Annotated in this window: 19 protein-coding genes and 1 pseudogene; 17 read left to right on the top strand and 3 right to left on the bottom strand. The window is 62.2% G+C overall.

From position 1 onward, the window contains the following. Positions 1-85 precede the first annotated feature (85 nt). From AC5E6W_RS13440 to AC5E6W_RS13420, 5 genes are all read left to right on the top strand, one after another. Complete coding sequence (locus AC5E6W_RS13440; RefSeq protein WP_491752825.1) at positions 86-592, top strand: rhodanese-like domain-containing protein; 507 nt, start codon at positions 86-88, stop codon at positions 590-592. Further along, on the top strand, positions 589-1,140 hold the full coding sequence (locus AC5E6W_RS13435; RefSeq protein ID WP_491752824.1) for an RNA polymerase sigma factor: 552 nt from the start codon (positions 589-591) through the stop codon (positions 1,138-1,140). The genes AC5E6W_RS13440 and AC5E6W_RS13435 overlap by 4 nt, the downstream gene beginning before the upstream one ends. Continuing rightward, the gene (locus tag AC5E6W_RS13430; RefSeq protein ID WP_491752823.1) at positions 1,137-1,526 is read left to right on the top strand and encodes an OsmC family protein; all 390 of its coding nucleotides are present in this window, start codon (positions 1,137-1,139) and stop codon (positions 1,524-1,526) included. Before AC5E6W_RS13435 ends, AC5E6W_RS13430 begins: the two co-directional genes overlap by 4 nt. Before the next feature lie 284 nt (positions 1,527-1,810). Further along, positions 1,811-3,052, top strand: coding sequence for a peptidylprolyl isomerase (locus AC5E6W_RS13425; RefSeq protein ID WP_491752822.1), 1,242 nt, complete (start codon positions 1,811-1,813; stop codon positions 3,050-3,052). A 154-nt stretch (positions 3,053-3,206) separates the two neighbouring features. Beyond that, the gene (locus tag AC5E6W_RS13420; protein WP_491752821.1) at positions 3,207-5,963 is read left to right on the top strand and encodes a protease pro-enzyme activation domain-containing protein; all 2,757 of its coding nucleotides are present in this window, start codon (positions 3,207-3,209) and stop codon (positions 5,961-5,963) included. A 95-nt stretch (positions 5,964-6,058) separates the two neighbouring features. Here the strand turns inward: AC5E6W_RS13420 and metK are convergent, their stop codons facing one another. The 3 genes from metK to AC5E6W_RS13405 form a co-directional block, all read right to left on the bottom strand. Then, positions 6,059-7,252 (bottom strand): methionine adenosyltransferase, encoded by a 1,194-nt coding sequence (gene metK / locus AC5E6W_RS13415; protein ID WP_491753261.1) that lies wholly within the window; start codon positions 7,250-7,252, stop codon positions 6,059-6,061. Positions 7,253-7,559: 307 nt separating this feature from the next. Then, a complete protein-coding gene (locus AC5E6W_RS13410) occupies positions 7,560-11,027 on the bottom strand; it encodes an outer membrane beta-barrel protein (protein WP_491752820.1) in 3,468 nt (1,155 codons plus the stop codon). Between the two features lie 316 nt (positions 11,028-11,343). Next, positions 11,344-11,769, bottom strand: a complete 426-nt coding sequence (locus AC5E6W_RS13405) for a helix-turn-helix domain-containing protein (RefSeq protein ID WP_491752819.1) — start codon at positions 11,767-11,769, stop codon at positions 11,344-11,346. Between the two features lie 215 nt (positions 11,770-11,984). Between AC5E6W_RS13405 and AC5E6W_RS13400 the strand changes: the two genes are divergently transcribed. From AC5E6W_RS13400 to AC5E6W_RS13345, 12 genes and pseudogenes are all read left to right on the top strand, one after another. After that, positions 11,985-13,505: a hypothetical protein gene (locus AC5E6W_RS13400; RefSeq protein WP_491752818.1), complete on the top strand. Its 1,521-nt coding sequence runs from the start codon at positions 11,985-11,987 to the stop codon at positions 13,503-13,505. Between the two features lie 43 nt (positions 13,506-13,548). Continuing rightward, positions 13,549-14,655, top strand: a complete 1,107-nt coding sequence (locus AC5E6W_RS13395) for an ABC transporter permease (protein ID WP_491752817.1) — start codon at positions 13,549-13,551, stop codon at positions 14,653-14,655. A 290-nt stretch (positions 14,656-14,945) separates the two neighbouring features. Beyond that, positions 14,946-16,646: an ArnT family glycosyltransferase gene (locus AC5E6W_RS13390; RefSeq protein ID WP_491752816.1), complete on the top strand. Its 1,701-nt coding sequence runs from the start codon at positions 14,946-14,948 to the stop codon at positions 16,644-16,646. Between the two features lie 47 nt (positions 16,647-16,693). After that, on the top strand, positions 16,694-17,986 hold the full coding sequence (locus AC5E6W_RS13385) for a glycosyltransferase family protein (RefSeq protein WP_491752815.1): 1,293 nt from the start codon (positions 16,694-16,696) through the stop codon (positions 17,984-17,986). Positions 17,987-18,387: 401 nt separating this feature from the next. Next, positions 18,388-21,063: a TonB-dependent receptor gene (locus AC5E6W_RS13380; RefSeq protein ID WP_491752814.1), complete on the top strand. Its 2,676-nt coding sequence runs from the start codon at positions 18,388-18,390 to the stop codon at positions 21,061-21,063. A gap of 433 nt (positions 21,064-21,496) precedes the next feature. Next, positions 21,497-21,940 (top strand): 50S ribosomal protein L13, encoded by a 444-nt coding sequence (gene rplM / locus AC5E6W_RS13375; RefSeq protein ID WP_491752813.1) that lies wholly within the window; start codon positions 21,497-21,499, stop codon positions 21,938-21,940. Positions 21,941-22,089: 149 nt separating this feature from the next. After that, positions 22,090-22,485 (top strand): 30S ribosomal protein S9, encoded by a 396-nt coding sequence (gene rpsI / locus AC5E6W_RS13370; protein ID WP_491752812.1) that lies wholly within the window; start codon positions 22,090-22,092, stop codon positions 22,483-22,485. Between the two features lie 276 nt (positions 22,486-22,761). Continuing rightward, positions 22,762-23,697 carry a 30S ribosomal protein S2 gene (rpsB, locus tag AC5E6W_RS13365; RefSeq protein ID WP_491752811.1) on the top strand — a complete coding sequence of 312 codons (936 nt, stop codon included), beginning with the start codon at positions 22,762-22,764 and terminating at the stop codon, positions 23,695-23,697. A gap of 104 nt (positions 23,698-23,801) precedes the next feature. Then, the gene (gene tsf, locus AC5E6W_RS13360) at positions 23,802-24,464 is read left to right on the top strand and encodes a translation elongation factor Ts (protein WP_491752810.1); all 663 of its coding nucleotides are present in this window, start codon (positions 23,802-23,804) and stop codon (positions 24,462-24,464) included. A 135-nt stretch (positions 24,465-24,599) separates the two neighbouring features. Next, positions 24,600-24,842, top strand: coding sequence for a hypothetical protein (locus AC5E6W_RS13355; protein ID WP_491752809.1), 243 nt, complete (start codon positions 24,600-24,602; stop codon positions 24,840-24,842). 133 nt (positions 24,843-24,975) lie between these two features. Then, on the top strand, positions 24,976-25,299 hold the full coding sequence (locus AC5E6W_RS13350; protein WP_491752808.1) for a retropepsin-like aspartic protease: 324 nt from the start codon (positions 24,976-24,978) through the stop codon (positions 25,297-25,299). A 227-nt stretch (positions 25,300-25,526) separates the two neighbouring features. Further along, a pseudogene (locus tag AC5E6W_RS13345) lies at positions 25,527-25,908 on the top strand (VWA domain-containing protein); the annotation flags it as partial.

Below are 25,908 nucleotides of genomic sequence, written 5' to 3'. Positions count from 1 at the left end.
GCCGGCGTATTGCATCTTCGCACGATGAATCCTTTTCGCTCCGCCAGCCCTCTTCCCTCATAGAGAGATACGCGGAGACGGTGCCATGGATTCGATTCAGCCAGCCCAAGCTAAAAGTCCGGAGTGGACAGTCGTCGATGTGCGATCCACCAGCGAACGCGCGGCCGTATGTGTGCCGGGCTCCCTCCACCGCCCCTTGGAGACGATCGACCGCGACCTCGCGCAACTGCCGAAGGGAGGTATCGCGCTATTGTGCAAGAGCGGCACGCGTGCGCGGCTCGCACAACGGCGCCTCGCCCGCCGCGGCATTCAGGCTGCAGTCATCGACGGCGGTATGGACGCCTGGCTGCGAGAGGACTTGCCTGTCTCACATTCCACCTATTCCACCTGGTCGCTGGAGCGCCAGGTGCGCTTCGGAGCCGGTCTGTTGGTGCTGGCCGGCACAATCCTCGCCGTGCTGGTTAGCCCGCGCTGGCTGCTGCTCACCGGCTTCGTGGGCTGTGGACTTATCGTCGCCGGCGCAACGGATATCTGTCTCATGGGCAACGCGCTTGCGCGCATGCCCTGGAACCGCATACGTTCAGGAACATGACAAACGCATCGGACGCAGAGTTTGAGGGTCTGGCGGTAGAGCATCGCGATCAGGTCTACCGCCAGATGCTTCGGCTCTGCGGCAACCGTGAGGATGCCGAAGATGTCCTCACCGACGCTCTGCTCTCCGCCTTCCGTAGGTTGGAAACCTTGCGCGAGCGCGCCGCCTTCGGAGCCTGGCTCGCGCAGATCGCACGCCGCCTCTGCTTCCACCTCAAGTCGCAGAAGCGCATCCACGAGGCACTCTCGCTGCAAGAGCTCAGTGAGCAGGGATGGGAGCCGGTTGAGGACGCGCAGCGCTCGCCCGAAGAGCGAGCCTCCGCCGAGCAGCTTCGCCATGCGGTCCGGTCGGCCATCGAAACGCTGCCCGAAGACCTGAGCAGGGTCTACGTGCTCCGCGACCTCGAGGAACACAGCGGAGAAGAGACTGCGGAGCAGCTAGGGATCACACTGGCCGCAATGAAGTCGAGATTGCACCGGGCAAGGCAAATGGTGCGCCAACATCTGGATGCGGTCCTCGCGAACGCAAGTAAAGGAAAGACCCGATGAAGATCGAAATCCAACACATGGGCGACGTGCAGTTCTCCATCGCCACCCGCGGCCACGTCCTCTACAGCGACCAGCCCGAGGACAACCACGGCTACGACGAGGCCATGACGCCGCCCGAGATCTTCCTCGGCGCCCTCGGAGCCTGCGCCGCCTACTACGCTGTCGACTACCTCAAGCGACACAAGCTCCCGCTCGAAGGCACCCACGTCACCGCCCACGCCGACAAGGTGAAGAACCCCGCCCGCCTCGGCGAGATCACCATGCATGTGACGACACCTCAGCCACTCACCGAAGCCCACCGCAAGGGCGTCGAGGCCGCCGTCGCAAAGTGCATCCTGCACAACACGCTCACCCACGCGCCAATGCTCCGCACCATCGTTGGATAGCAGAGAAGCAGAGAAGCAGAGAAGCAGAGAAGCAGAACAGCGGAACAGCAGAACAGCAGAGGAGCAGAACAGCGGAACAGAACAGCCTCTGTATTTTGCTTTTCTTGTTGTCATTCCCGAAGGGAATCCGCTTCTGATCTTGCTTCCGCAACGTCCCGCGCTCACACCGCAGGTCCAAGCCACAACCATTGTTTCTACCCAGTTGCTAACGCGAAGCGCCAACCGCGCAGCGGCTAAGGCGAAGCCGCTAACGCGCAGCGCTGTCGGGTGGTATCACTGGGTACATGCGTCCCTCGCTGATTGCCACCCTCGCATGCCTCGCATCGTCCTCGCTCCTCGCCCAGACGCATCGCCCCGCGTCCTCGCACGCCGCTCCCGCTGCGTCTGTCGACCCCACCGGCCCCACCGCCGTCTTCGATACCTCCGCAGGCCGCATCACCTGCAAGCTCTTCAGCAAGCAGGCCCCACTGACCGGGGCCGCGTTCCTCGCGCTTGCGAAGGGTGAGAAGGATTGGACCGACGCTGCCGGCGTCGCGCAGCACGGCAAGCCGTTCTATGACGCCACGCAGCTCATTGGCGTCACCGATGGCTTCCGTGGCGGCGATCGCGAGGCCTTCAGCCAGGGCTCAGCGGGCCCTGCCGTCGAGCCCGAGAAGACCGGCCTCGACACCGAGCGCCCCGGCCGTCTCGTCGCGGTCGTGAAGGATGGCAAGCAGAACGTCTCCGCTTTTGTCGTGCTCGATCACGCCATCGCCGACTTCAGCAAGCGCGGCGTGGTCTTCGGCCAGTGCGATGACGCTTCGATTCCAGTCACCACGGACATCGCCCACACGCTGCTCAGTGCCGACAACCGTCCGCAGCATCCCATCGTGCTGCGCCGCGTCGCCATCGTGGAGGCAGACCAGGAGCTTCCGCCACCCGCCCCACCGATGGAAGGCGAAGCCGACCTCACCATCCCTCCACTACCTGCCCCTGCAGTGCCCGCGCCCGAGCCCACCGGCCCCACCGCCGTCATCGAGACCACCATGGGCACCCTCACCTGCAAGCTCTTCGACAAGGAAGCTCCCATCGGCGTCGCGAACTTTGTCGGCCTCGCCAGCGGCACGAAGTCCTTCAAGAATCCCACCACCGGCGTCGAGGTTAAGGGCCGCCACTTCTACGACGGCCTCCACTTCGCCCGCGTCATCCCCGACTTCATGATCCAGAACAACGACCGTCCCTTCGATCCCAAGGGCGATCACGACATCGGCTTCCACTTCGGCAACGAGATCGCTCCCGGCCTCACCTTCGACCGCCCCGGCCGCCTGGCCTACGCCAACGCCGGCCCCAACACCAACAACACGGAGTTCTTCGTCACCGAGCACCCCATCCATCGTCTCGATGGCAGCTACACCATCTTCGGCCAGTGCGACGACGCCAGCGTCAAGGCCGTCGAAGCCATAGCCCGCGTTCCCCGCGACGACCACGACAAACCCCTCGCCCCAATCACCATCAAACGCGTCACCATCATCTCTGCGAAGGAATGAAGGAATCCCGCGAAGTCGCGCCCGGGGCCGTCATTCTGAGCAAAGGCCGCTTCGTTGTCTCTCTTGATGTCTTTCCCGCAAGAGAATCTGCCCCTTCTCTTGCCGCGTGATACAACTTCCTCACCCGAAAACATTTGAGTTGAGGAGTGTCGGCGTGCGTCGATCGCTTTTGCGGCAAGTCTTTGGAAACGTCTTCTTCGTGCTCGCTCTTGGAGCGCAACTGGGTGAGGCGCAGTCCCCGCTCGTGCTCAAGCCCGTGCCGCAGGCGAATCGAGTTGCCAGGGCTGCGGACCTGAGCGCCCAGATGCAGCTGCATGGGCACCTTCCCTCGTGGGTTCGCGCGGACAACCAGGCCTCGCAGAGCGTTGACCTCAATGGATCGCTGCGGCTGACCATCGTCATGCGCCGTGACCCCGCAGTGCAGGCGGCGTTCGAAAAGCTTCTCGCCGACCAGCAGGATCCCGCTTCGCCGCTCTATCACCACTGGCTCACGCCGCAGGAGGTAGGCACACTCTTCGGCCCCACGCCGGCTGACGTGGACGCAGTCAAGCAGTGGGCCATCGCGCAGGGGCTGCAGCTTCAGTCGGTCGCGCCCAGCCGCATCTTTCTCGAGTTCACCACCTCGGTAGCGACGGCAAGCTCCGCCTTCCGCACCACCTTCGGCTACTTCAATCTGCAGGGCACGGCGCGGCTCTCGGCCAGCACCGAGCCTTCCGTGCCGGCCGCGCTCGCTCCGGTCATCGCGGCCATCAATGGTCTATCGGACATCCCCGCCGAGCCGCAGGTGCAGCACCGAAGCATCCATGCCCAACCGGGGTACACCGTCACCAACTCTTCCGGGACGAGCCATTTTCTTACCCCCGGCGACTTCGCCGTGATCTTCGATGTCAACCCCGTCTACGCGACCGGCAACACCGGCGCGGCCATCGGAACGAAGCTGCAGCATATCGCCATCGTCGATGAGTCGGACCTTGTGCCGAAGGACATCGCGGACTTTGCGCAGAAGACCGGCATCAGCAGCTATACGCTGAATACGATCCTCGCAACCGGCGTGGATCCCGGCCTCGGGTCGTCGCAGGTCGAATCGACGCTGGATGTGATTCGCACCGTGGGCACCGCTCCAGGAGCCGTCAGCGACCTTGTCGTCGCCGGTCCCGCCAACGGCGGCCTGTATGCGGCGGCTTCCTACAACGTCAACACGCTGCGCGATCCCGTGATGACGATGTCCTGGCTCACCTGCGAGACATTGGCGTCGCAGGCGACCGACACCACTTGGGACAACCTGTGGTCCGTGGGAGCAGCCGAAGGCATCACCGCATTCGTGTGCGCGGGAGACTCCGGCGCCGCCACCTGCGACACGCACGGCAGTGCACCGCCGGCGACTCAGAGGCTCGCCATCAATGCATTCTGCGCCTCCAGCTACGCGACCTGCGTCGGTGGCACCGAGTTTGCCGATACAGCGAATCCCACGTCGTACTGGGGAACCACAAACTCCTCGACGCTGACCTCGGCACTGGGGTACATCCCCGAAGGCGCGTGGAATGAACCCGGCACCTCCGCGTCGCCGCTCATCAACGCGACCGGCGGCGGCGTGAGCCTGTTCGTCCCCAAGCCTAGCTGGCAGACCGGAACCGGAGTGCCCGCGGATGGATTCCGCGATGTGCCCGACATCTCGCTGCCAGCTTCCGGACACGATGGCTACTATGGCTGCTACAACCTCAACTGCGAGTCTGGCTACTTTGAGTACTTCTATGGAACCTCGGCTGCCGCGCCCGGCATGGCCGCCATCCAGGCGCTCTGGAACACGCGCGCCGGCTCGGCCCAGGGCAACATCAACCCGGCGCTTTACCGGCTTGCAGCGAGCGCCTCAACCAACAATGCGTTTCACGATGCGACCATCGCTTCCTCCGGCGTCAGCAACTGCACGCTGACCGTGCCTTCCATGTGCAACAACAGCACTCCCGCGCAGACGAGTCTCACCGGCGGACAGAGCGGCTACCTCCTGACCACCGGCTATGACCAGGTCACCGGTTGGGGATCGCTGGACGTCGCAAACTTCCTGGCGGTCGCCGCGCCTGTCACCACCAGGCTCGCGCTGACCCCCAGTGCCACGTCCGCATTCACCACACAGCCGCTGACCTTCACGGCCACACTTACCCCTGCGGCTTCTTCGCTGGCCGCGCCCACCGGCACCGTGCAGTTCTACGCCAACGGGACGGCCTTCGGCTCTGCCGTCACGCTCAGCAGCAACACGGCGACGAGTGCGCCGCAGGCCTTTTCCCCTGCCGGGTCCTATAGCATCACCGCGACATACTCTGGCGACAGCTACTTCGCGGCAAGTACGGCTCCCGCTATCGTGGTCACCACCACGGTGCCGCCGCCCGCGATCACCATCGCCGCCGGGTCCCCCTCGCTCACCTTTACCTCCGGAGCTACCTCGGGAAACACCATCGTCGTGACCGCAGGTTCGGCGAATGGCTTCGTCGGAGCGGTCACGCTGACGTGCGCAATGTCCACCAGCAGCGCGGCGTTCCAGCCCACCTGCGCGGCGTCGCCAAACCCCGTCACGCTGGCCTCGGGAGGAACGGCAGCCTCGACCGTCACGATCACCTCGACCACCGCCCAGGCCATGCTGGACGCTGCTCCAAGCAGATTCAGCCTGGGGAGTGGCGCGACGGCCTTCGCGACACTACTGCTGGTGGTGCTTCCATCGCGCCGACGCAAGTTGAAGTGGATGGCGGTGATGCTGTGCGGTGTCCTCGCTACGGCAGCCCTCACCGGATGCGGCTCAAAGAGCAACCCCGCGCCCGCATCGACCCGCAGCAGCGCCGGAACCTACACCGCCACCGTGACAGCCAGCGGCTCAGGTGTCAGCACCGTGACGACGACGTTCAGCGTCACGATCAACTAACGCGTCACGCGACCGTAACGAAGAAAGGCGGACCTCGCGGCCCGCCTTTCTCTTCACTACTCACTACTCACTACTCACTGCCTTACTGCCTTACCCTACTTCGCGGCCAACTCCGCCTTCGCGCCCGCCTTCAGCGCCTCGGCCTTGTCCGTCGCTTCCCAGGTAAAGGTATCGCCCGAGCGCCCGAAGTGGCCGTACGCCGCAGTCTTCTTGAACACCGGGCGCCGCAGGTTCAGGCTCTCGATGATGCCCTTCGGCGTCAGCTTGAAGTTCTCGCGAACCAGCTCGATCAGGCGCTGCTCCGAGACCTTGCCCGTGCCGAAGGTATCGACCCGGACCGAGACCGGCTCGGCCACGCCGATGGCGTAGGCCAGCTGCACCTCAACACGGTCCGCCAGACCCGCGGCGACGATGTTCTTCGCCACGTAGCGCGCCATATAAGCCGCCGAGCGATCTACCTTGGTCGAGTCCTTGCCCGAGAACGCGCCGCCACCGTGACGGCCCATGCCGCCATACGTGTCGACGATGATCTTGCGGCCCGTCAGACCCGTATCGCCCATCGGTCCACCGATAACGAAGCGGCCCGTCGGGTTGATGTGGTACTTCGTGTTCTCGTCCAGCAGCTCGACCGGGATCACGGCCTTGATGACCTTCTCCAGGATGTCCGCGCGCAGCTTTTCGTTGGTCAGCGTCGACTTCGGATCCTTATCCGCAAACTCCGCATGCTGCGTCGAGATCACGACAGCGTCCACACGAACCGGCTTCTGGTTCGCGTCGTACTCCACCGTCACCTGGCTCTTGCCGTCAGGACGAAGGTACGCCATCGTGCCGTCCTTGCGAACGTCCGTCAGCTTGTGCGCCAGCTTGTGCGCCAGCGAAATCGGCGTCGGCATCAGCTCCGGCGTCTCGTTCGTGGCGTAGCCGAACATCATGCCCTGGTCGCCGGCGCCGCCGGTGTCCACGCCCTGCGCAATGTCGGGCGACTGCGAGTTGATCGTCGAGATCACGCCGCACGTGTTGCAGTCGAAGCCCTTCAGCGCATCGTCGTAGCCGATCTCGCGAACCGTGTCGCGCACCAGCCGTTGGACGTCCACATACGCATTGGTGGTGATCTCACCGGCAACCACCACGAGGCCGGTGCAGGTAAGCGTCTCGCAGGCCACGCGGCTCATCGGGTCCTGCGCCAGGCAGGCGTCCAGAATGGCGTCGGAGATCTGGTCGGCGATCTTGTCGGGGTGGCCTTCGGTGACGGACTCCGAAGTGAAGAGGAAACGATCGGTGATCGACAAAGCGTAGTGCTCCTGTGTGAGATAGCCGGACGTCCAGCTCGCCGAGGCAGGCATTCCACCTGTCCTGAGCGAAGTCGAAGGACCCGACGACCGGAACTCGCCGCACACGCTCGCCGCGTAGAAAACGGCGGCAGACTTGGCAAGAGGGGGCCGGTCGTTCCGCAAGCGCCCCGGTGAAGGAGCGATACAGCGGAACCACTTTATTTTACAGGGAAGTCACGAACCCGGTCTGCACATCCCCCACCCGGCCCAAAACCAAACGGCGTCCGCAGACTGCGGACGCCGTTTGGGTAGGGTTGGATCGAGCCTAGAAACCGTACTTCAGCGACATCTGGATTTGACGAGGCGGGGACAGGTTGGAAGTGATCTGGCCGAACGTCGCCGTCGTTGAAACCGTTGCAGCCGGTGCCGCATAGGAAGAAATATTGCCGACGTTGAACGCATCCGCGCGGAATTGGAGGTACTGCTCCTTATACGTGCGGAACTGCTTGGACGCGGAAACATCGACGTCCCGGAAACCTGGTCCACGCTCGGTGCCCACGTGCGCTGTACCAAAGGCATACTGATTTCCGTAGTTGGCCGAGCTCACTTCAGTGCCATACGCGCAAACAGGATTCTGGCCGGGAACTGAGGGCAGCGTAGAGCAGGGAGTCGCAGTCGCGTCGTTACCGAACCAGTTATGGAGCGTACGGTTCCTGATGATCAGCGGACGGTATTGGTTGGCACGTGCGCCACCGCCGTTATTCGTGACGTTGGTTTGGGAGCTGCCGATGGTGATGGGAAAGCCCTCATACATAACGGCATTCATGGAAACCTTCCATCCCCCGATCGCCCAGTCCACAAATCGGTTCGCCTGCGAACCAAAGTCGCGGCCGTGGCCGAACGGGATCGCATACGTGCCGACAAAGTTGACCGCATTCCGTGTATCGAAGGCCGCTACACCGTAATCGGCATGTGGGTTGTAGACATTCTGCAGGTAAGTGCCGGGACCATCGACGCCACCGGTACCGAAGTAGCCTGGGTTGTTGGTCATGTTCTTCGCCCATGTGTAGTTCAACGTGTACTCCAGGCCATGCCACTGACGCTGGCGCAGCTGGACCTGCATGGCGTTGTAGTTCGAATAGCCTTCCGCCGAGGTCATGTAGACCTGGCCGCCAACACCAACGAGACCACTGAACGGCTCAGACGCCGTGTTGCCCGGAACTGTTTCCTGGTTGATCGGTTCGGGAATGACGAGATGTTGCGCCACATTCCCGACGTACCCAACCTGCCATGTGAAGTGAGTTCCCATGGCCGTCTCGAGGGTCAAGTTGTACTGCTGGATCAGTTCCGGTTTGATGTTCGGGTCCCAAGCGTTGTACTTGCTCTGAACGAGATTAAGCCCGCCCGCGTTGAAGCCCTGGCTTACCTTGATCGGGTTTCCGGGGGTTGTAGCAGTAGGTGAGCCGCTTTGATAGTAGTAGGACGAAATGAACGGCGGGTTCGCCGTCAGGCGCTGTGCACTGCCCATACCTTCGAAGTCGTCCGTGATCGCGTAGCCGCCGCGGATGACCTGCTGCGGATTGATCTGGTACGCGAACGACACGCGCGGCATGTACTGGTCGTGAAACGCGTTGTACAGCGCCCTGCTGGCGCCATTCTTGCCGGCAGTCAGCAGGCAGTTGGGGCAGTTCTGCGGGTTTTTCACGTCGACGTTAACTTCTTTGTTGTTAACTTCGTAGATCGGCTGATCATAGCCGTAGCGCAGACCAAGATTCAGCGTGAGCTTCGGCGTCAACTTCCACTCGTCTTCGCCGAAGAACGCCATACGATACTGGCGTTGACCGACGCGTCCTGCGGTTCCATTCACCTGCTGATTTTCCGACTGGTCGAGAACGAAGTCCGCAAAGCCGTAGCCCGTTCCATAGGTGGGATTCAGCGTCAAATCTTTGGTGAAGATGCCGTTGTAAACGAACTCGCCCATCGTGCCGGCGTTGCCACCGTAGTAGAAGTTCTCCTGGTAACGCAGAACCTGCACGCCACCCTTGACAATGTGCTTCCCGTGCAGCCAGGTCACTGTGTCGCCATAATCGAAGACATTGTCGATGAAGTTCTGAATCACGCCCAGCGTGCCGATGTTCTTCTCAGCGGTGGAGATGTTCGATTCCGTGAAGCCGGGGTACGGGCTGACATAGGGATACCCAACCTTCGAATCGCTCCCTGTCGGAAATTGACCTGTGCTATCGAATGGCACACCGGAAAGATCATCGATACGCGTGTAGCCTGCCCGGAACTCGTTCTGGAGGTTCGAGGTAAAGGTGTGCACCTCGTTGAGGACGCCGTTCTGGAACGGATAGTCATCCCCACCCGGAAACTCGAACGATAGGACCGATACGATCGGATCATCGTAAGCGCCGCCACGAGAGTAGCGAGCCCACATGGTATCTTTCGACGAAAGCGCATAGTCCACTCGAATGTCGCCTTGATTATTCACATAGGCAGACTTGTTATATCCGCCATAGTTGTTGGTGTCCGGCGAGTTGACGTTCGAGCTGGGGCGGTTCGGCAGCGGATAGAACTCCGGATGAGCGAAGACGTACTGAGCCACGGGATTCGCGACCGGAATCTGATTGTTGGCATACGGTGTGGCTGTGTTGAGCCCGGTGCTGGTGTTGTAAAGCTGCTTGTATTGCGAAGCAGGAATCGACTGATTGAAATCAAGCGTTGGGGCTCCCAGCAGCTCCGAGAAGTCGCCCTTGCGCATTCTGAGCGAAGGGACCGAGATCACCGAAGTCGATGTAGCCGTGGTATTCCGGAAGCCCTCATAGTCCACGAAGAAGAACAGCTTGTTGTGAAAGATCGGACCGCCAAAGGTGGCGCCAAACTGGCTCTGATGGAAGTTGGCCCGGGGCGCAATCGGCGTCAGATACTTGTTGGCAAAGGTGTTGGCCTGCCAGAGCTGGTTCTCGTAATACTCGTAAACGCTGCCGTGGAACTTGTTGGTTCCAGACTTCGTCACGACCAGGATTTCACCGCCGTTGACGTTGCCGTATTCCGCATCGGCGTTGCCGGTAATGATGCGCATCTGGCCGATCGCTTCGGGAGCCGGGTTGTAAGCAATGGTGTTCTGCAGCGGCTCGTTGATGTCCGTTCCGTCCAGGATGTAGTTATTGGTCTGCATACGGTTGCCGTTGAACGACGGCTCCGTCGACGAGGCAAACGACGTGACACGCTCCGTGCCTTGGGTGCTTCCCAGCGCATTGTAGGTCGGAAGCACCGCACCCGGCACCAATACGGTTGCTGTCGCGAAATTCTGGCCCGGTAGAGGCATGCTCTCCAGCGTGCTCGCGGTAATCGTCGTGCCCAGCGACGCGTCTTCGGTCTGCAGCAACGACCCGCTGTCTGCCGCCACATCGACCGTCGTGCTCACCTCACCCACGGACATCTTCACGTCAATCTTGGCGATCTGGTCGATCTCGAGCGAAAACGCCCTGTTCCGAACCGATCCAAATCCCTGCTTGGAAACCGTCACAACATAGCTGCCGATCGGTAGCGACTGAAAGTTATAGGTGCCGCTGCGATCGCTCCTGGTCTTCGTAACGACGTTGGTCGAGACTTCCGTGGCGGAGACGTCTGCCCCCGCGACGGCGGCTCCGGTTTGATCGATGACGGTGCCACGGATGGAGCCCGTCACGGTCTGCGCGTAGGCGCACGAACCCCAGACGAGCGACCCGGCGAGCACGGAGGCTGTGCAAAGAGACACAGCGAACGTACACGTAGACAAGAACTTCTTCATTACTGCCTCCTCGAAAAGCGAACGAAACGTTCGGGAAAAATGGAAAATCGTCCCGGGAGGGGCGGGTCTTCTCTGCTCCCACGCGGTGACGAGCGGTCAGGGCTAACGATTGCCCGCCAGGATCAAGGAGGAGACACTCATATGGCGCCGCAGGGCATGGGGCTGCCATCAAATGTGAAAAAACGTCGCTTGTCCTGTTAACGAAAGATTATGCACCGGCAGGCGTGGTTTCGGAAGAACTTTCGTCGCAGGCCTGGGCGCGCGGCGGGGGAGAGACAGCCTCAAGTCCGTGTTGCAGCCAGCCTCCGGACGCGGCCTAGGATCCAGGCTGCTGCTGCGGAGGAAGATGTAACCGCGGCCTCACCACATACTTCCACGACGCGTACCCCGCTCCGCCCAGCACCGCGAGCAGCAGCACCACCACCAGCCACCGGCGTCGCATGTTGGGCACTGTCGACGGTCGGCTGCGCTTCACATTTTCGGCGAACTCAGCCAGGTCGGGTTCAGGGGCAGGCCGGTCGATGACCGTGAAGCGCACCAGCCACTCCTCCTCGGACAGCCCCAGGTACCGGCAGTAGCTCCGCACCATGCCGCGGTTGAAGATCCCCCCGGGCATGTTGCCGGCGTCGTCGGTTTCCAGCGCCCGAAGGTAGCGCGAAGACACCTTCGTGCCTTCCGCTACGGCTTCCAACGTGATGCCGCGCCTCTCGCGCTCCACTTGCAGATCTCTGCCGAACGACACGCGCCTCTCCGCGAGCCTGGGGTACGAAGTCGCTCCCGGCATCGGCTCGCCGGCATCGAATGCCAGCGCTATCGATTTGGAAGGCCACGGCTCCGCCCCATCTTAGCCCGTGGCTTGACCTCCTGCCCAGCCACATGTCCCCTCCTCGACCCCTCCCCCTCTCAGCAGCTTGTGAGACTCCGGGAAGGGGAAGGGATATGTAAGGATGGAAGGGAATGCGTCTGCAATTTCCCACCCGGGTTTCGCTCCCCAAGACGGTCCTCTTCGCTGGAGCCATCGTGGTGCTGCAGCAGTTTGAACACACGGGTGTCGCGTTCAGCCTCCTGTTCTTCACCTTCACCGTCGTCAGCGCCATCACATTCAACGTGGCGGGCGGCCTGGAACGACCCTCCGGGGCTTATGTGTTCTTCTTCTCCCTGTTTACCGTCATTGGGGCCGTGACGCTCAAAGCGCTCGTCGGCGAACCCGCCGACACCAACCTCGAGGATCCCCTCCTCACCATGTCGGTCTACACGGTCGGCTCCGTGCTGCTGCTGGGAGCCGTGATCATCTCTCGCCGGATTACCGGCAACGTCAGAGGTCTGGGGACCATTCTCGGCTGGCGGCAGGTCAACCTCACGTTCAGCGCCATCGGCTGCATGCTCGTCGGTCTGCTCATTTTCATCATGGATATGCTGCCCACGGGAATTCCGGGACAGTTGATCAGTGCCATCAACCAGTTGAACGTCTTCCTTCCGTTGGGGCTCATTCTCGCGACGGTCGATGCTGTGCAGCGCAGCGGCGGCCGCCGCAGCCTTAACGCCATCTCCATCCCCGGTTTCCTCCTGGCCTTCTTCATCGGGCTCAGCACCTTCTCCAAGCAAGGCATGTTCACTCCCTTCGTGGCGTGGGCCATCGGAGCCATCCATGCCCGCCTCAAACTCCGGACCATCCACGTGGTCGCGGTGCTCTTTTCTGTAGCGCTCATGTGGATCGTGCTCACTCCGATCTCTCAGGTCGGCCGCTCGCTGACGCAGGACGCGGGCTTCTTCCAGCGGTTAGAGATCGCTGCCCAGCTCGGCGCGACGCTCAATGACACCCGGGCGCAGGAAGATGAGGCCTACCAGGTCAGCGTCTCCCTCGAAGGACATCACGGTTACTTCAGTCGCAACCTGGGCCTCGGCGATCGCCTCGCCATGTTCCAGTTCGACGACGGCCTCATCACCTGGACCTCCCGCCACGAGCCCGTCGGCTACGCTCCCATCGCCTTCTACATCGAAAACTGGATCCCGCGCATCTTCCTCCCCGGCAAGGGCGAGGGCGAAATCCAGTACAACGGCAACTGGTATGCCCATCGCATGGGCGGCTTCCTGGGTTCCGAGGACTTCACCACCGGAATCTCCTTCGGTGTGCTCGGCGAGTCCTATGCCATCGGCGGCTGGGAAGCCGTGCTGGTGCTCACTCCATTGCTTTGGATATTCCTCTTCGTGCTCACCGATATGGTGGCCGGCAGCCTCCGCTCTGGACCCTGGGCCCTTCTGCCCATGCTGTATTTCGCCCACCTCGCGCCGGAAAGCCTGGTCGCTGGCTTGATGTGGTACGCCTGGTACGGCAACATCAGCCTCTGCCTGGCCATCTTATTCTGCGTGTACGTGGCCCCGCTCCTGGGCAGCGTACTGGGCTCCCCTCTGACGCGCAGCCTCGAGGGGGAGGCCCGGCAGTCTTCCCTGCGGACCGCTGCCACCGGCCGGGCCTGAGTTTTCGCCGGCCACGCCGGTACATGATGGAATAACGGAGACTATGAACAAACTGATTGTGGGCAACCTCGTGCACCGGCCCCTGCGTTCGATGATCTCGGCCTTCGCCGTCGCGATTGAAGTCGTGATGATCCTCTCCATCGCCGGCGTCATGTTCGGCATACTCAACGGCAGCCGCGCCCAGACCACCGGCATCGGTATGGACATGATCGTCCGCCCCGGCGCCGGTGGAACCCTCGCCAACCTTAGCGCCGCATCGGCCGACATTCGCGTCGCCGATGTGCTGCGCGGCCTTCCCCATGTGCAGGTTGTCGCGCCCGCCAACATCAAGCTCACCCTCAGCAGCAACGTCGAGAACATCGCCGGCATCGACTTCGCCAGCTATAACGCTCTGCGACCCTTTGTCTTCCTCTCCGGTGGCCCCTTCCACGACACCTACGACGTCATCATCGACGACCTTCAGGCCGCCTCAGGCAAGGGCCTCAAGGTGGGAGACAAGCTCAAGGTCCTCGGCCACGACTTCAACGTCTGCGGCATCGTCGAGCACGGCAAAGGCAGCCGCAAATTCATCCCCCTGAAGACCATGGATGACCTCGACGGCACGCCCAACAAGGCCGCCATGTTCTACCTCAAGACCGAGGACTCCCCGACGTTCCAGGAAGACGTCCGCAAGGAGATCCTCGCCACCGACGGCCTCGGGGACTGGCAGGTCCAGACCGCCGAGGAGTACCTCTCCATGCTCACCCCCGAGCACGTCCCGGCCTTCAACATCGGTCTGCGTGTCGTCATCGGTATTGCCGTCATCATCGGCTTCCTCGTAATCTTCCAGTCCATGTACACCGCAGTCATGGAGCGCACCCGCGAGATCGGCATCCTCAAGTCGATGGGCGCCAGCAAGCTCGACATCGTCTCTGTCGTGCTGCGCGAGACCGGCATTCTCGCCTCCGCCGGGGTAGTCATAGGAGTCGCCGCCACCTACGGCCTTCGCTCGCTGCTGCACAACCGTTTTCCCACCATGAGCTTCCAGGTCACCCCGCATTGGGTCGCCCTGGCCGTCCTCATCGCCATGGGAGGCGCCCTACTGGGCGCGTTGTATCCTGCCGCCAAGGCCGCAGCCAAAGACCCGATTGACGCGCTGTCCTATGAGTAGAGATCTCAGCCCTGGGCCCGGCTCAATCCCTGTCGGAAATCCCAGGAACGAGTTGAACTCATCGCTCCAAACTCACCACTCGAAACTCGATCGGACCTTCTCTCCCATGCCGGCAACGGACCCCTGGCTTGGACCCCGCCGTTTAAGTCCTTATAATCTCGCTTCATACGGCCCTCAAAGAGGCCAGCGAACGCCTACACCCTTCGGCGCGGAGTCCCTCTGCTACACCGGAACCCTCTTCGGGGTTCCGGCAGGAACGTCGCACTGCTGGCAACCACCCTGCGAGGAAGATGGCGGACGAGCACCGACAAGACGCGGAGCACGCGCAACATCCCGGCTTCGCTGATCGACCGCAGCTCTCCCGAGCTGGCTGGCCACTCTCCGCCGTCCTCGGCGCACTCATGCTCGCCTCCGCCGCGGTCCTCTTCGCGTTGCACTTCGTCCACCTCGGAGCCGACTTCCCCAACCACTCCCCCTGGGTCGACTGGTCCAAATACACCGACGAAGGCTGGTACGGCGACGCCGCCGCCCGGCAGGTGCTCTTCGGCAGCTGGTACTTTCCGGGAGACTTCAACCCTGCCGTCGCTCTCCCCATCTGGCCGCTCATGGAGCTCGCGCTCTTCAAAGTCACCGGCGTCAGCGTCGTCGCAGCCCGAGCTCTCACGCTGTGCGTCTTTGCCGCGGCGATCCTCGGCTTCTACCGCCTCATCGTCCGCCACACCCGGCCCCGCACCGAAGCCTCCGGAAGGCCCCTGGCCGCAGCCATCACCGTGCTGTTCTTCTGCGCCAGCCCCTACTTCTTCGCCTTTGAGCGCCTCGCAATCCTCGAGCCTCTACTCATCGCTCTGACGGTCTGGGCCCTCGTCGCGGCCTCGCACTTGCACCCGCTGCCACTCCATCCCCTTCAGCTGCGACGGTGGAAGCTCTGGCTCCCTTCCATCGCGCTCGGCCTGCTTCTCGTCGGGATGATTCTCACCAAGACCACTGCCGTCTTCCTGCTGCCGGCCATCGCCTACATGGTCTGGGCCCGCGCAGGCTATCGTCTCCGCCCTGCGATCAAGCTGGCCGCGTTCCCCGCCACTCTGGCGGTGGTCCTGTGGCTTGCGTACTTCCTCTTTCTGGTCAAGCCCCACTTTCTCGCCGACTTCCACTACCTCTTCTCCGCCAACGCCTACACCGGCATCATGCTGCAGCCGCTGGAGAAGGTCGTCCTCAACACGCTGGCCGACGGCATGTGGATGGGCCCCATCCTCTATCCCGCCTTCTTCATCGTCCTCGGCCTCGCGCTCTTCTGGCATCCGCGCCTGCTCGCGAACCCCGTCTTCGTCGCTCTGCTCCTCTGGGCCGGCGGCTACTTCGCCTTCCTCGGCTACCACAACAATCTGCAGCCCCGGTACTACACCGTCGTGGCTGCTCCGCTCACAGGCATGGTGGCCCTCGGCATCGATGCCTTCCGCCAGGCCTCAGCCCGCCGCGCCAGCATCCTCGGAGGAATCCTCGCTGCCTGCGCCGTGCTGGCCATCGCCGTGCCCGACGCCGTGCAGATGATCGGCTACGTCCGCCATCCCGAGTACACCCTCCTGCACGCCGCGCAGGAGGTGAAGAGCGTCGTCGACTCCGACCCCTCGCACCCCCAGCTCATCCTCTCCATCTCCGGCTCCGACCTCACCATGATGACCGGCCTCAAGTCCATCGACGATGACTTCGGCACCATGGAACTCGCCGACCGCGTCAAGGCCTACCGCCCCGGCTGGTACGTCGCCTGGAACGAGCTCGACGACGACAAGATGGATGCCCTCGCCACCATCTATCGCATCCAGCGCGTCGCTGCCTTCCCCGCCATGGACGATCCCGACCGCAATCTCCTCATCGTCTACCGCCTGGATCCCAAGCAGGCGACACCGCCCGTAAAGAGCCATGGCCGGCCGCTGCCCAGGGCTCTCCGCACCCGCCTCGGCCAGCAGCCCAGCGTCGGCCAGCTCCAGCACTAAATCCGCCTACTCTCATTCGGGCGGTTACAGTGTCTCTTGGAGGACCCATGACAGGAACACAGACGCTGGTTGCGCGCGGCGCGCTTGGACTCATCGGGGCTGCGGCGACAGTCTTCGCCGGACGCTACCGGCTCTTTCCGGCAGCCGGACGCAAGGCCTGGGATCGCCTCTTCCTTCTGCTCTTCGGCCTCTCGCGACTGCTCGTCTTCGGCCTGCTCTTCGGCGCGATGCACATCGCTCCGCGGGGCGACATCCCCGCCTACTACTATCCCGAAGCCGCGAAGGTGCTCGCCGGGCTGCATCCCTACCGCGACTTCGTCACCAGCTATGCTCCGCTGCATGCCTACCTCGGCGCAGCAGCCATCCGCCTGCATGACGCTCCTCAGTCCATCATCCTGCTCGCCATCGCCTTCGAGCTCGCCCTGATGTTCGTCTGGTGTGCCATCCCCGAGCGCTATCTCAGCGAAAGCCTGCGCCGCCAGGCCCTCACGCTGTATCTCGTCAACCCGCTCAGCATCCTCTTCGTCACCGTCGATGGCCAGGACAACGTGCTCATCGCCCTCTTCTTCGCGCTCGCGGTCTACTTCCTGTTGAAGCAGCGCACCGCGCTCTCAGGCGTCGCCTATGGCTTCTCCGTCTGCGTTGTAAAGTTCCTCGCGCTGCTGTACTTTCCGCTCTTCGTGGTCGTGCTGCGCCGCTGGTGGCTCTGGCTTCTCGCCTTCTTCGCCACACTCACTGCTGTCTACGGCGTGTTCGCTCTTAGCGGATCCAATGTCCTCATTCCCCTCACGGTCGAAGGAGACTATCGCGGCTCCGGCTGCGTGCCGTTCTTCGTCGAGACGATCCTGGGCAAGCTCATCAGCGGACCCGTCTGGGATGGCCTCACCGCGCTCTCCGCTCTCGCCGTGGTGGCCGTGTTGTTTTTCTCCGCGCGCAAAGTCCTGCGAGGCCTCGACCCCGAGCACACGCGCTCCGCGCAGCTCTTTCTCCTGGCACAAGGCGCCACCGCCATCACCATGGTGCTGCTTCTGCTCTCCAAGAAGTCCTGGTCCACCTATACGCTCATGGCGTTGTTCCCCATCTGCCTCACGGTGGTCCAGTCGCGCCGCGTCTTCCTCTGGGGCTATGCGCTCTTTCTCTTTGTCGCCGCAGTTGAGCACAGCTTCTGGTCTTCGATCCTCAGTCAGCCCACCGCCGTCCAGCTTCACGCTCTGCTGCTGCACGGCAGCCGCTCCGCCATGGTGCTCATGCTGCTTGAGATCCTGCTGCTTTGCGGCTATGCCATGCTGCTGACTCTGGCGCTCCGCCGGCTTCTCCGAACTCCCGCACACGCAACGTAGATCGCCGCAACTTCAGCATGCGGCACAACGTCCTACCGCTTGGCGGTACCCGGCGGTACCATGGTGGAATCAGACGCCTTTTTGCGCCCGCTCTCCCTGGCTTGGGCATGCGCTAGGGCCGCTCCAGGCCTGCGTGTGCGCGCCGCATTCCACCTTCCAGAACCTTAGGAGGCAATAATTACTCGCCTTCAGTACCGTGCGAAACGTTTGTCAAATGTTTGCCTACCCTTCACAATGAACCCAAGCCTCCTCGCGAGTGTTATATCTCTGGGCCTCGCTGCTTCACGTTGGAGGCGTCCTCGGTGATTGGGTTCATGTTGAGTTTTCCCCGGGTCATTGCTGGTTGTATATCGCTTTGCGCCATATCTCTGACGGCCGGCAGCGTATGGGGTCAGCAGCCTTTGCCCGAGCTTGCCCTGCATGGTCAGGTCGAAGACCCCAGCGGCGCCAGGGTGCGCCATGCCGCGGTCTCCATCCTCGGTCCCTCCTCCCACATCGATATCCAGACCAATGCGCTGGGTGAATTCAGCGTCCCGCTGCAGGATGGCGACTACGACGTCATCGTCGAAGCGGCCGGCTTTCGTCGCACCAAGTTGGAGATCAGTCACACCCAGCTCGAGGCCGGCCGGCCCGTCGCTATCCGTCTCGAAATCGCGACTATCGAAGAGCATATCGAGGTGGACCGCGATGCCAACAGCACCTCCTCCGCAGACAACCAGACCGCGACGATCCTCGGCGCCCGCGAACTCATGTCGCTCTCCGGCGATGAAGGCACCTTCCAGAAAGAATTGCTCGCGCTGGCCGGTGGTCTTAGCGAAACGCCCAACGTCTACGTCGATGGCTTCAGCGGAGCGAAGATCCCGCCGAAGAGCTCCATCCTCAGCGTCCGCATCAGCCACGACCCCTACTCCGCGCAGTACGACGCCCTCGGCTTCGGGCGCATCGAGATTGAGTCCAAGGCCGGCGGCCCGAAGCTGCACGGCGCGGTAGGCGTCTCCGGAACGCAGCAGGCCCTTAACGGACAGGATCCCTTCACCCCTTCGCCGCAGCCTTCGTACTTCGTGCTTAACACCGACGGCAATCTCAGCGGGCCCATCGACCGCAAGAGCACCTTCTTCGTCAGCGGCGTCTACAACGATCAGCAGAACAACGCCGCGGTCAACGCTCTGCTTCCCACACCGTATTCCGCGGCCGTCCCCAACCCGCAGAAGACCGAATCCGCGACCGCCCGCGCCGATCGCCAGTTCAGTCAGCGCGACATGCTCACCATGCGCTATCAGCTCGATCGCGTCACGCTGACCAACGGCGGTGTCGGCCAGCTCGTGCTGCCATCGGAAGGCTACGCCAGCACCTCCACCACGCAGACCGTGCAGCTCACCCAGGAGAGCATCCTGAACGCCCGTACCGTCAACCAGGTTCGCTTCGAATACGTCCGCGCCCGCCTCGATCAGCGCCCCGGGCAGACCGCCAGCGGCCCCTGCATCACCCCGCAAACAGCCTCCTGCACCGTCATCGTGCAGGGCTCCTTCAACGGTGGGGGCGATCCGCAGGGCGTACTCAACGATCATCGCGACCACCTCCAAGGCGAAGACTCCCTCTCCCTCGATCTGCGCTCCCACTTCCTCCGCACCGGCGTCCGCTACCGCTGGACCCGCGAGTCCAACACATCGACTGCCGCCTTCAACGGCCAGTTCATCTTCAGTTCGCTGGCGGACTACACCGCCGCGCAGCCCCAGCCCTCGCAGTTCAACCTCACCGTCGGCGACCCCCGCGCCTCCGCCGCCACCGGCGACCTCGGTGTCTACGTCGAAGACGAGTGGAAGGTCCGCAAGGACCTCACCCTCGATTACGGCCTCCGTCTCGAATCGCAGTCTGCCATCGATGACCACCTGAACGCCGCACCGCGCTTCGGCATCGCCTGGGCCCCGCACCGTGGACGGGCCAGGACCCCCATCCTCACTCTCCGTGGCGGAGCCGGCGTCTTCTTCGATCGCTTCCAGGTCGACAACCTCCTCACCACCGAGCACGAAAACGGCATCCGCGAGCAGAGCGGCTACATCACCGATCCCGCAACGCTGAAAGTCATCTACGCCTGCGGCTTCACCGCGCCCACCTGTGCCTCGCCCGTACCCCTCACCTCTGCGCAGCCCATGATCTATCGCGTCGACCCCAACCTCAAGGTCGCGCACGACGACATCGCCACGCTCTCAGCCGAGCGCCGCATCGGCCACTACGGTACCGTCGGCGCCACCTATCTCTGGGCCCGCGGCGTCCACCAGTATCTGTCGGAGAACGCCAACGCTCCCCAGCCCGGTACCGGCCTTCGGCCCTTTGGTGGGAACACCAACGTCTACCAGTTCGCCTCGCCCGGCATCGAGAAAGACCAGGTCGGGGAGTTGACGTGGCGCCTCACCCCCACGCCAAAACTCATGATCTATGGCCTCTACGTTGCGCAGAGCAGACAGGGCAGTGCGCAGGGCGCCACCGTCTTCGCCTCCAACTCCTACAATGTCGGCCAGGACTTCGGGCGCTTGCCTGCGGGGCGCCGCCAGCAGCTCTTCTCGGGCGCAATCCTCACTCTCCCTTGGGGACTCTCCGCCAGCGAGTACTTCTCCTGGCAGTCCGGTGTGCCCTTCAACATCACCACCGGCACCGACCTCAACGGCGACACCCTCTTCAACGACCGCCCGTCCTTCGCGACCAGCGCCAGCCCCGCCGCCTCCGTCGTCGTCACCCGCTATGGGACCTTCAACACCACGCCCGTCGCCGGAGAGGCCATCATCCCCATTAACTACGGCACCGCCCCCGGCCTGCTCTACCTTTCCACGTCGTTGACACGGGCCTTCACCCTCGGCGGTCACGTCACCGGAACCGGAAAATCAGCGAAACACGAGGGCGGCGTCCAGCTCAGCTTCACCGTGGAGGCCAACAACCTCACCAACAACGTCAACGCCGCGCCCCCGGTCGGCGTGCTCAACTCGACCCTCTTCGGCAAATCCCTCGCCCAGGACCCCACTTTCGCCGCCACCAGCGCCGCTAACCGGATTCTCTTCCTCCGAACTAACCTCAGCTTCTAGCGACGTCAGGTAGTTCCGCCCGTAAAATCAAAACATCGCTTCCCGAACGGTTGACTCCCGCCCCGCACTTGCACTAATCTGAACACTCGCGCAGTCCTGCGCACTCGTCTCCGTGTGCCCGTACTTTGGGCGTCGAGAAGGCGAAGGCGACCGGGACACCGTGGTGAGTCACCGGGGCAGATGCGGTCTTCCGGCGCTGGAAACAGCGCAGTTGCAGGACAGGGAAGACTACAGGCCAGCCGAATCCTCACTCCCCAGCACCCAGCTTCAAGGGTCTCTGTGCGCAATTTGCAGTGCACTCCGGCTGTTTGGGGCTCGGGCATCTCGCCTGTTCCTCAGCTGCCGCCCAACGGTTTTTTTTGAGCCCACATAGTCTTCGCGCTTCAAGCCGGGCTCGGCGAGACGAAGACGGCAGAACGAAGGAGTATCAACAGTGAATCTGAACGAGACCACCACCATTCCCAGCGTGCAGAACGTTGAGCGGAAATGGTTTGTGCTGGATGCCTCGGGCAAGACCCTCGGCCGCCTGGCTTCGGTCGCCGCGAGCATTCTCGCCGGCAAGCGCAACCCGCTCTACACCCCCTACATGGACATGGGCGATCACATCATCGTGATCAACGCCGAAAAGATCCACCTCACCGGCATGAAGGCCGGCCAGAAGCTCTACCGCCGCTACACCGGCTTCCCCGGCGGCCTGCGTGAAGAGAGCTTCGTCAAGCTGCTCGCCCGCCGTCCCGAGAAGATCCTCGAGGAAGCCATCAAGGGCATGCTCCCCAAGACCAAGCTCGGCCGCCAGATGGGCACCAAGCTCAAGGTCTACAAGGGCTCCGAGCACCCGCACCACGCTCAGCAGCCCAAGGCGCTCGAGCTCGCGTAGGCAGGCAAGCTTTAGCCGTTAGCTCTTAGCTGTCAGGTAAGGCAGAGCGATACGGTCGGCAAGAGGCAGCTAAGAGCTAATAGCTAACAGCTCTCGAAGCACAAAGATTTGAGGGGGCCACCACCCCCGGCACCACAAGAGGATTCAACATGGCGGATTTCGTTCAGTATTACGGCACGGGACGCAGAAAGAGCGCGATCGCTCGCGTATTCCTTCGCCCCGGTTCGGGCAAGTTCACGGTCAACGGCAAGCAGTTTGAGGAGTACTTCGTTACCCCGGCGCAGCGCGTCGCGGCCAAGACTCCCTTCGGCATTCCTGAGATCAACGAGACCTTCGACGTCTACTCCACCGTCAAGGGTGGCGGCGTCAATGGCCAGGCCGACGCCGTCAAGCTCGGCATCGCCCGCGCGCTCATGGAGTTCAACATCGAACTCCGCAAGGCCCTCAAGGCCGGTGGCATGGTTACCCGTGACGCTCGCGGCAAGGAACGTAAGAAGTACGGCCAGAAGGGCGCTCGCGCTCGCTTCCAGTTCAGCAAGCGCTAATCGCTTTGCCGGAGTGAATAGTGAACAGGTGAATAGTGAAGTAAGGCTTTACCTCACTGTTCACTACTCACTATTCACTCCGGCCTCCGCTTCAACCCCGGGATCACCGCACCGCCCGGGACAGGAACTCAATCTCCCGACGCTTCATTGCCAGGGATCAATCCAGACCAGCCGCGTCCGGCGCTTTGCCCTTAGCACGTTGCTCTTAGCTAGGAGCTAGAAGCTAATGGCTAGAAGCTGTCTTTCCCCGGCCCGGTCTATAAACAGGAGCCTCATATGGCCAGCATCACAATGAAAGAACTGCTCGAAGCCGGCGTACACTTCGGCCACCAGACCAAGCGCTGGAACCCCAAGATGAAGGAATACATCTTCGGCGAGCGCAACGGCATTTACATCATCGACCTCCAGAAGACGCTGAAGATGTTCAAGGAAGCGTCCAAGTACGTCACCGACCTCACCTCCTCGGGCAAGGTCATCCTCTTCGTCGGCACCAAGCGCCAGGCGCAGGATGCCGTCGCCGAAGAGGCCAAGCGTGCGGGCATGCCTTACATCAACTCCCGCTGGCTCGGCGGCCTCCTCACCAACTGGGTCACCTGCCAGAAGTCCGTCAAGCGCCTCGCGGAGCTCGATGAGATGGCAGTCGACGGTCGCTACGACCTGCTGACCAAGAAGGAAGTCATCAAGCTCGAGCGCGAGCGCAAGGCTCTCTCGACCTCCCTCTCCGGTATCAAGAACATGCGCCGCCTTCCCGACGCCCTCTTCGTCGTTGACTCCAACAACGAAGCCATCGCCGTCGCCGAAGCCCGCAAGCTTGGCATCCCGGTCGTTGCAGTCGTCGACACCAACTGCGATCCCACGGTTGTTGACTACGTGATCCCCGGCAACGACGACGCTCTCCGCGCCATTCGCCTCTTCACCACGAAGATCGCTGATTCGGCTTACGAGGGCACGCAGATGATCTCCGACAAGGCCTTCGCGAACGAGTTCTCCGATGTGCAGCCTGTCATGACCGAAGCGCACTTCCTCGGCGACGACGAAGAAGTTTCAAGCGACATCCACGAGTCTGCCGGCATCGCCGAAGCCTCCATCGAAGACATCATTGAAGAAGACGAAGTCATCGACCTCAACGCAGCTCTTGGCGGCGGTATCCGCAAAGCGCCGACCTCCGACGAGCCCAGCCCGAACGCGCTCGAAGAAGTCATCTCCGCCTAAGCTACCTCAAGGAAAACAGGGGCGCGGGCATCGAACCCGCGCCCTTTTTTACACGTTTCTCAGCATTTACACGTCTGCAATGCGGACGAGAAAGAATTACTGCAATGTCTACCACTGAAGCCGTAAAGATCGACGCCAAGCTCGTCAAAGAACTCCGCGAAAAGTCCGGCGCCCCCATGGGCGACTGCCTCAAGGCACTCCAGGAAGCCAAGGGCGACATGGAAGAAGCCTTCGTTGTGCTGCGCAAGCGCGGCATGGCGTCTGCCGCCAAGAAGGCCAGCCGGTCCACCAATGAAGGCGCCGTAGGTACCTACATCCACGCCGGCGGCAAGATCGGCGTGCTGCTCGAGCTCAACTGCGAATCCGACTTCGTCGCGCGCACGGATGACTTCCAGGAGCTGCTCAAGGACATCGCGATGCACATCGCCGCGGTCGATCCTCGCTTCATCGGCAAGGACGAAGTCACCCCGTCCGACATCGAGAAGGAGAAGGAAATCTACCGTGCCCAGGCCGCCGCCACAGGCAAGCCCGCGAACATCATCGAGAAGATGCTCGAAGGCAAGATGTCGAAGTTCTACGAGGAAGTCTGCCTCTTGGAGCAGCCCTTCATCAAGGAGTCTTCGCTCACCATCGGTCAACTGATCGCGCAGAAGATCGCCAAGCTCGGTGAAAACATCTCGGTCCGCCGCTTTGCCCGCTTCAAGATCGGGGAGCCAAACTACACGGTCGCCTCGGCTAAGGTGGCTGCGACCGAAGAGGCGGCTTAATAAGTTAGCCAGTCGGTTCAACTTGCTCAGAGCAGAGGTATGATAGCGCCACCTGCATTAGGAGCGTCTAATCAAACACGGGCGATTCTGGCCGTCCGATTGCAACTGGGAATGGTCAGAGGAAAAGGTGCAAATATGGCAGACCTAGACAGCGAGTTGGCGGCATTTGAAGGAATGCGTCCCGGACTTGAAGCCAGACATATGGGCCAATGGGTTTTGATTCATGATCAAGCGCTCATTGGCAACTATGTAAGCTTTGAAGAAGCAGCTCAGGATGCGGTGTCGAAATTTGGGAGAGGACCGTACCTAATTCGGCAGGTGGGTGCCACATCTATGGCGTTACCGGCTTCCGTCATGTACATGCCCCAACATGTCTAGTTGCAAGTGTGGGTTCAACGATGTTCCGGGTGGCGCGACTGGAGCGCAATTGCTATCCAGTCGTGGCCCAACGTTGCTTGTAGACATCGGGTTTGATCCGAACTATGACGTGACGACGCCGGAGATCCTAGCTGTGGCTGGCATCGAACGGGTAGAAGCGCTGGTCGACACCGGCGCAAGTGTCAGTTGTATTGACAATTTGCTTGCTGCACAACTCAATCTGCCTATTGTCGATCGCCAGCCTATCGGCGGTGCAGGTGGTCAACACATAGCGAACGTATACCTAGCGCAGCTCTACGTGCCCTCATTAAAATTCACCGTTTACGGTCAATTTATTGGTGTGGATTTACAGGCGGGCGGCCAGCGCCACAGCGCCCTAATAGGCAGAACTTTCCTTTTGCATTACACGATGGTCTATGAAGGCCGCACTGGAACAGTGACGATCACAAACGACTAGCCTTAGTCGTGCACACGCTCACGCCTGTCGGCGTAGCTATGGCGGGAGCCAACGAATTCGATCCCTATATGGACTGAGCTGCTCCAAAGCAAAGCACAAAGACCCGGGCCGAGGCCCGGGTCTTTGTGCCTTCACGCCCTGAAATAACACAAATTCAAAGAAATCGTGAGAAACTTCCTCCATCGCACCGTGTCTCAACCAGCATCCACGTATACGCCCGAGGTCCTATGCGCCGTCTGCTCGTTCCTTTCCTCCTGATCGCTGCCTTCGCGCTCACCACGACCCTTCACGCGCAGCAGCCTGCTCCGGCCACCACGACCGCCCCGCCTGATGCCGGCATCGCTCCCGCCGTGTCGCCGGCGCCGGTCGAGCGCGGCGCGCCGCAGCAATCTGCGCCGCTGCCCCCGCCCACGGCCGCCAACACCATCACCCGCAACGTCGCGCTCGTCATTCTCGACGGTGTCGCGCTCGACCAGAAGGGCAACGTGGTCACCGATCTCAAGCGCGAAGACTTTCACCTCACCGAAGATGACGAGCCCCAGAACAGCCGCAACTTCGATGTCCCTGGCCGCTTTACGCCCTCGCCCGACATCACCATCGACTCCACCG

It is taken from the genome of Bryocella sp., from assembly GCF_058498515.1.
This window is presented reverse-complemented; position numbering and strand designations above follow the sequence as displayed.

Excerpts from the sequence above, each read along its gene's own strand:
- AC5E6W_RS13440 (WP_491752825.1), top strand. The coding sequence starts at position 86 with ATGGATTCGATTCAGCCAGCCCAAGCTAAAAGTCCGGAGTGGACAGTC.
- AC5E6W_RS13435 (WP_491752824.1), top strand. The coding sequence starts at position 589 with ATGACAAACGCATCGGACGCAGAGTTTGAGGGTCTGGCGGTAGAGCAT.
- AC5E6W_RS13430 (WP_491752823.1), top strand. The coding sequence starts at position 1,137 with ATGAAGATCGAAATCCAACACATGGGCGACGTGCAGTTCTCCATCGCC.
- AC5E6W_RS13425 (WP_491752822.1), top strand. The coding sequence starts at position 1,811 with ATGCGTCCCTCGCTGATTGCCACCCTCGCATGCCTCGCATCGTCCTCG.
- AC5E6W_RS13410 (WP_491752820.1), bottom strand. The coding sequence starts at position 11,027 with ATGAAGAAGTTCTTGTCTACGTGTACGTTCGCTGTGTCTCTTTGCACA.
- AC5E6W_RS13400 (WP_491752818.1), top strand. The coding sequence starts at position 11,985 with ATGCGTCTGCAATTTCCCACCCGGGTTTCGCTCCCCAAGACGGTCCTC.
- AC5E6W_RS13395 (WP_491752817.1), top strand. The coding sequence starts at position 13,549 with ATGAACAAACTGATTGTGGGCAACCTCGTGCACCGGCCCCTGCGTTCG.
- AC5E6W_RS13390 (WP_491752816.1), top strand. The coding sequence starts at position 14,946 with ATGGCGGACGAGCACCGACAAGACGCGGAGCACGCGCAACATCCCGGC.
- AC5E6W_RS13385 (WP_491752815.1), top strand. The coding sequence starts at position 16,694 with ATGACAGGAACACAGACGCTGGTTGCGCGCGGCGCGCTTGGACTCATC.
- rpsI (WP_491752812.1), top strand. The coding sequence starts at position 22,090 with ATGGCGGATTTCGTTCAGTATTACGGCACGGGACGCAGAAAGAGCGCG.
- rpsB (WP_491752811.1), top strand. The coding sequence starts at position 22,762 with ATGGCCAGCATCACAATGAAAGAACTGCTCGAAGCCGGCGTACACTTC.
- tsf (WP_491752810.1), top strand. The coding sequence starts at position 23,802 with ATGTCTACCACTGAAGCCGTAAAGATCGACGCCAAGCTCGTCAAAGAA.
- AC5E6W_RS13355 (WP_491752809.1), top strand. The coding sequence starts at position 24,600 with ATGGCAGACCTAGACAGCGAGTTGGCGGCATTTGAAGGAATGCGTCCC.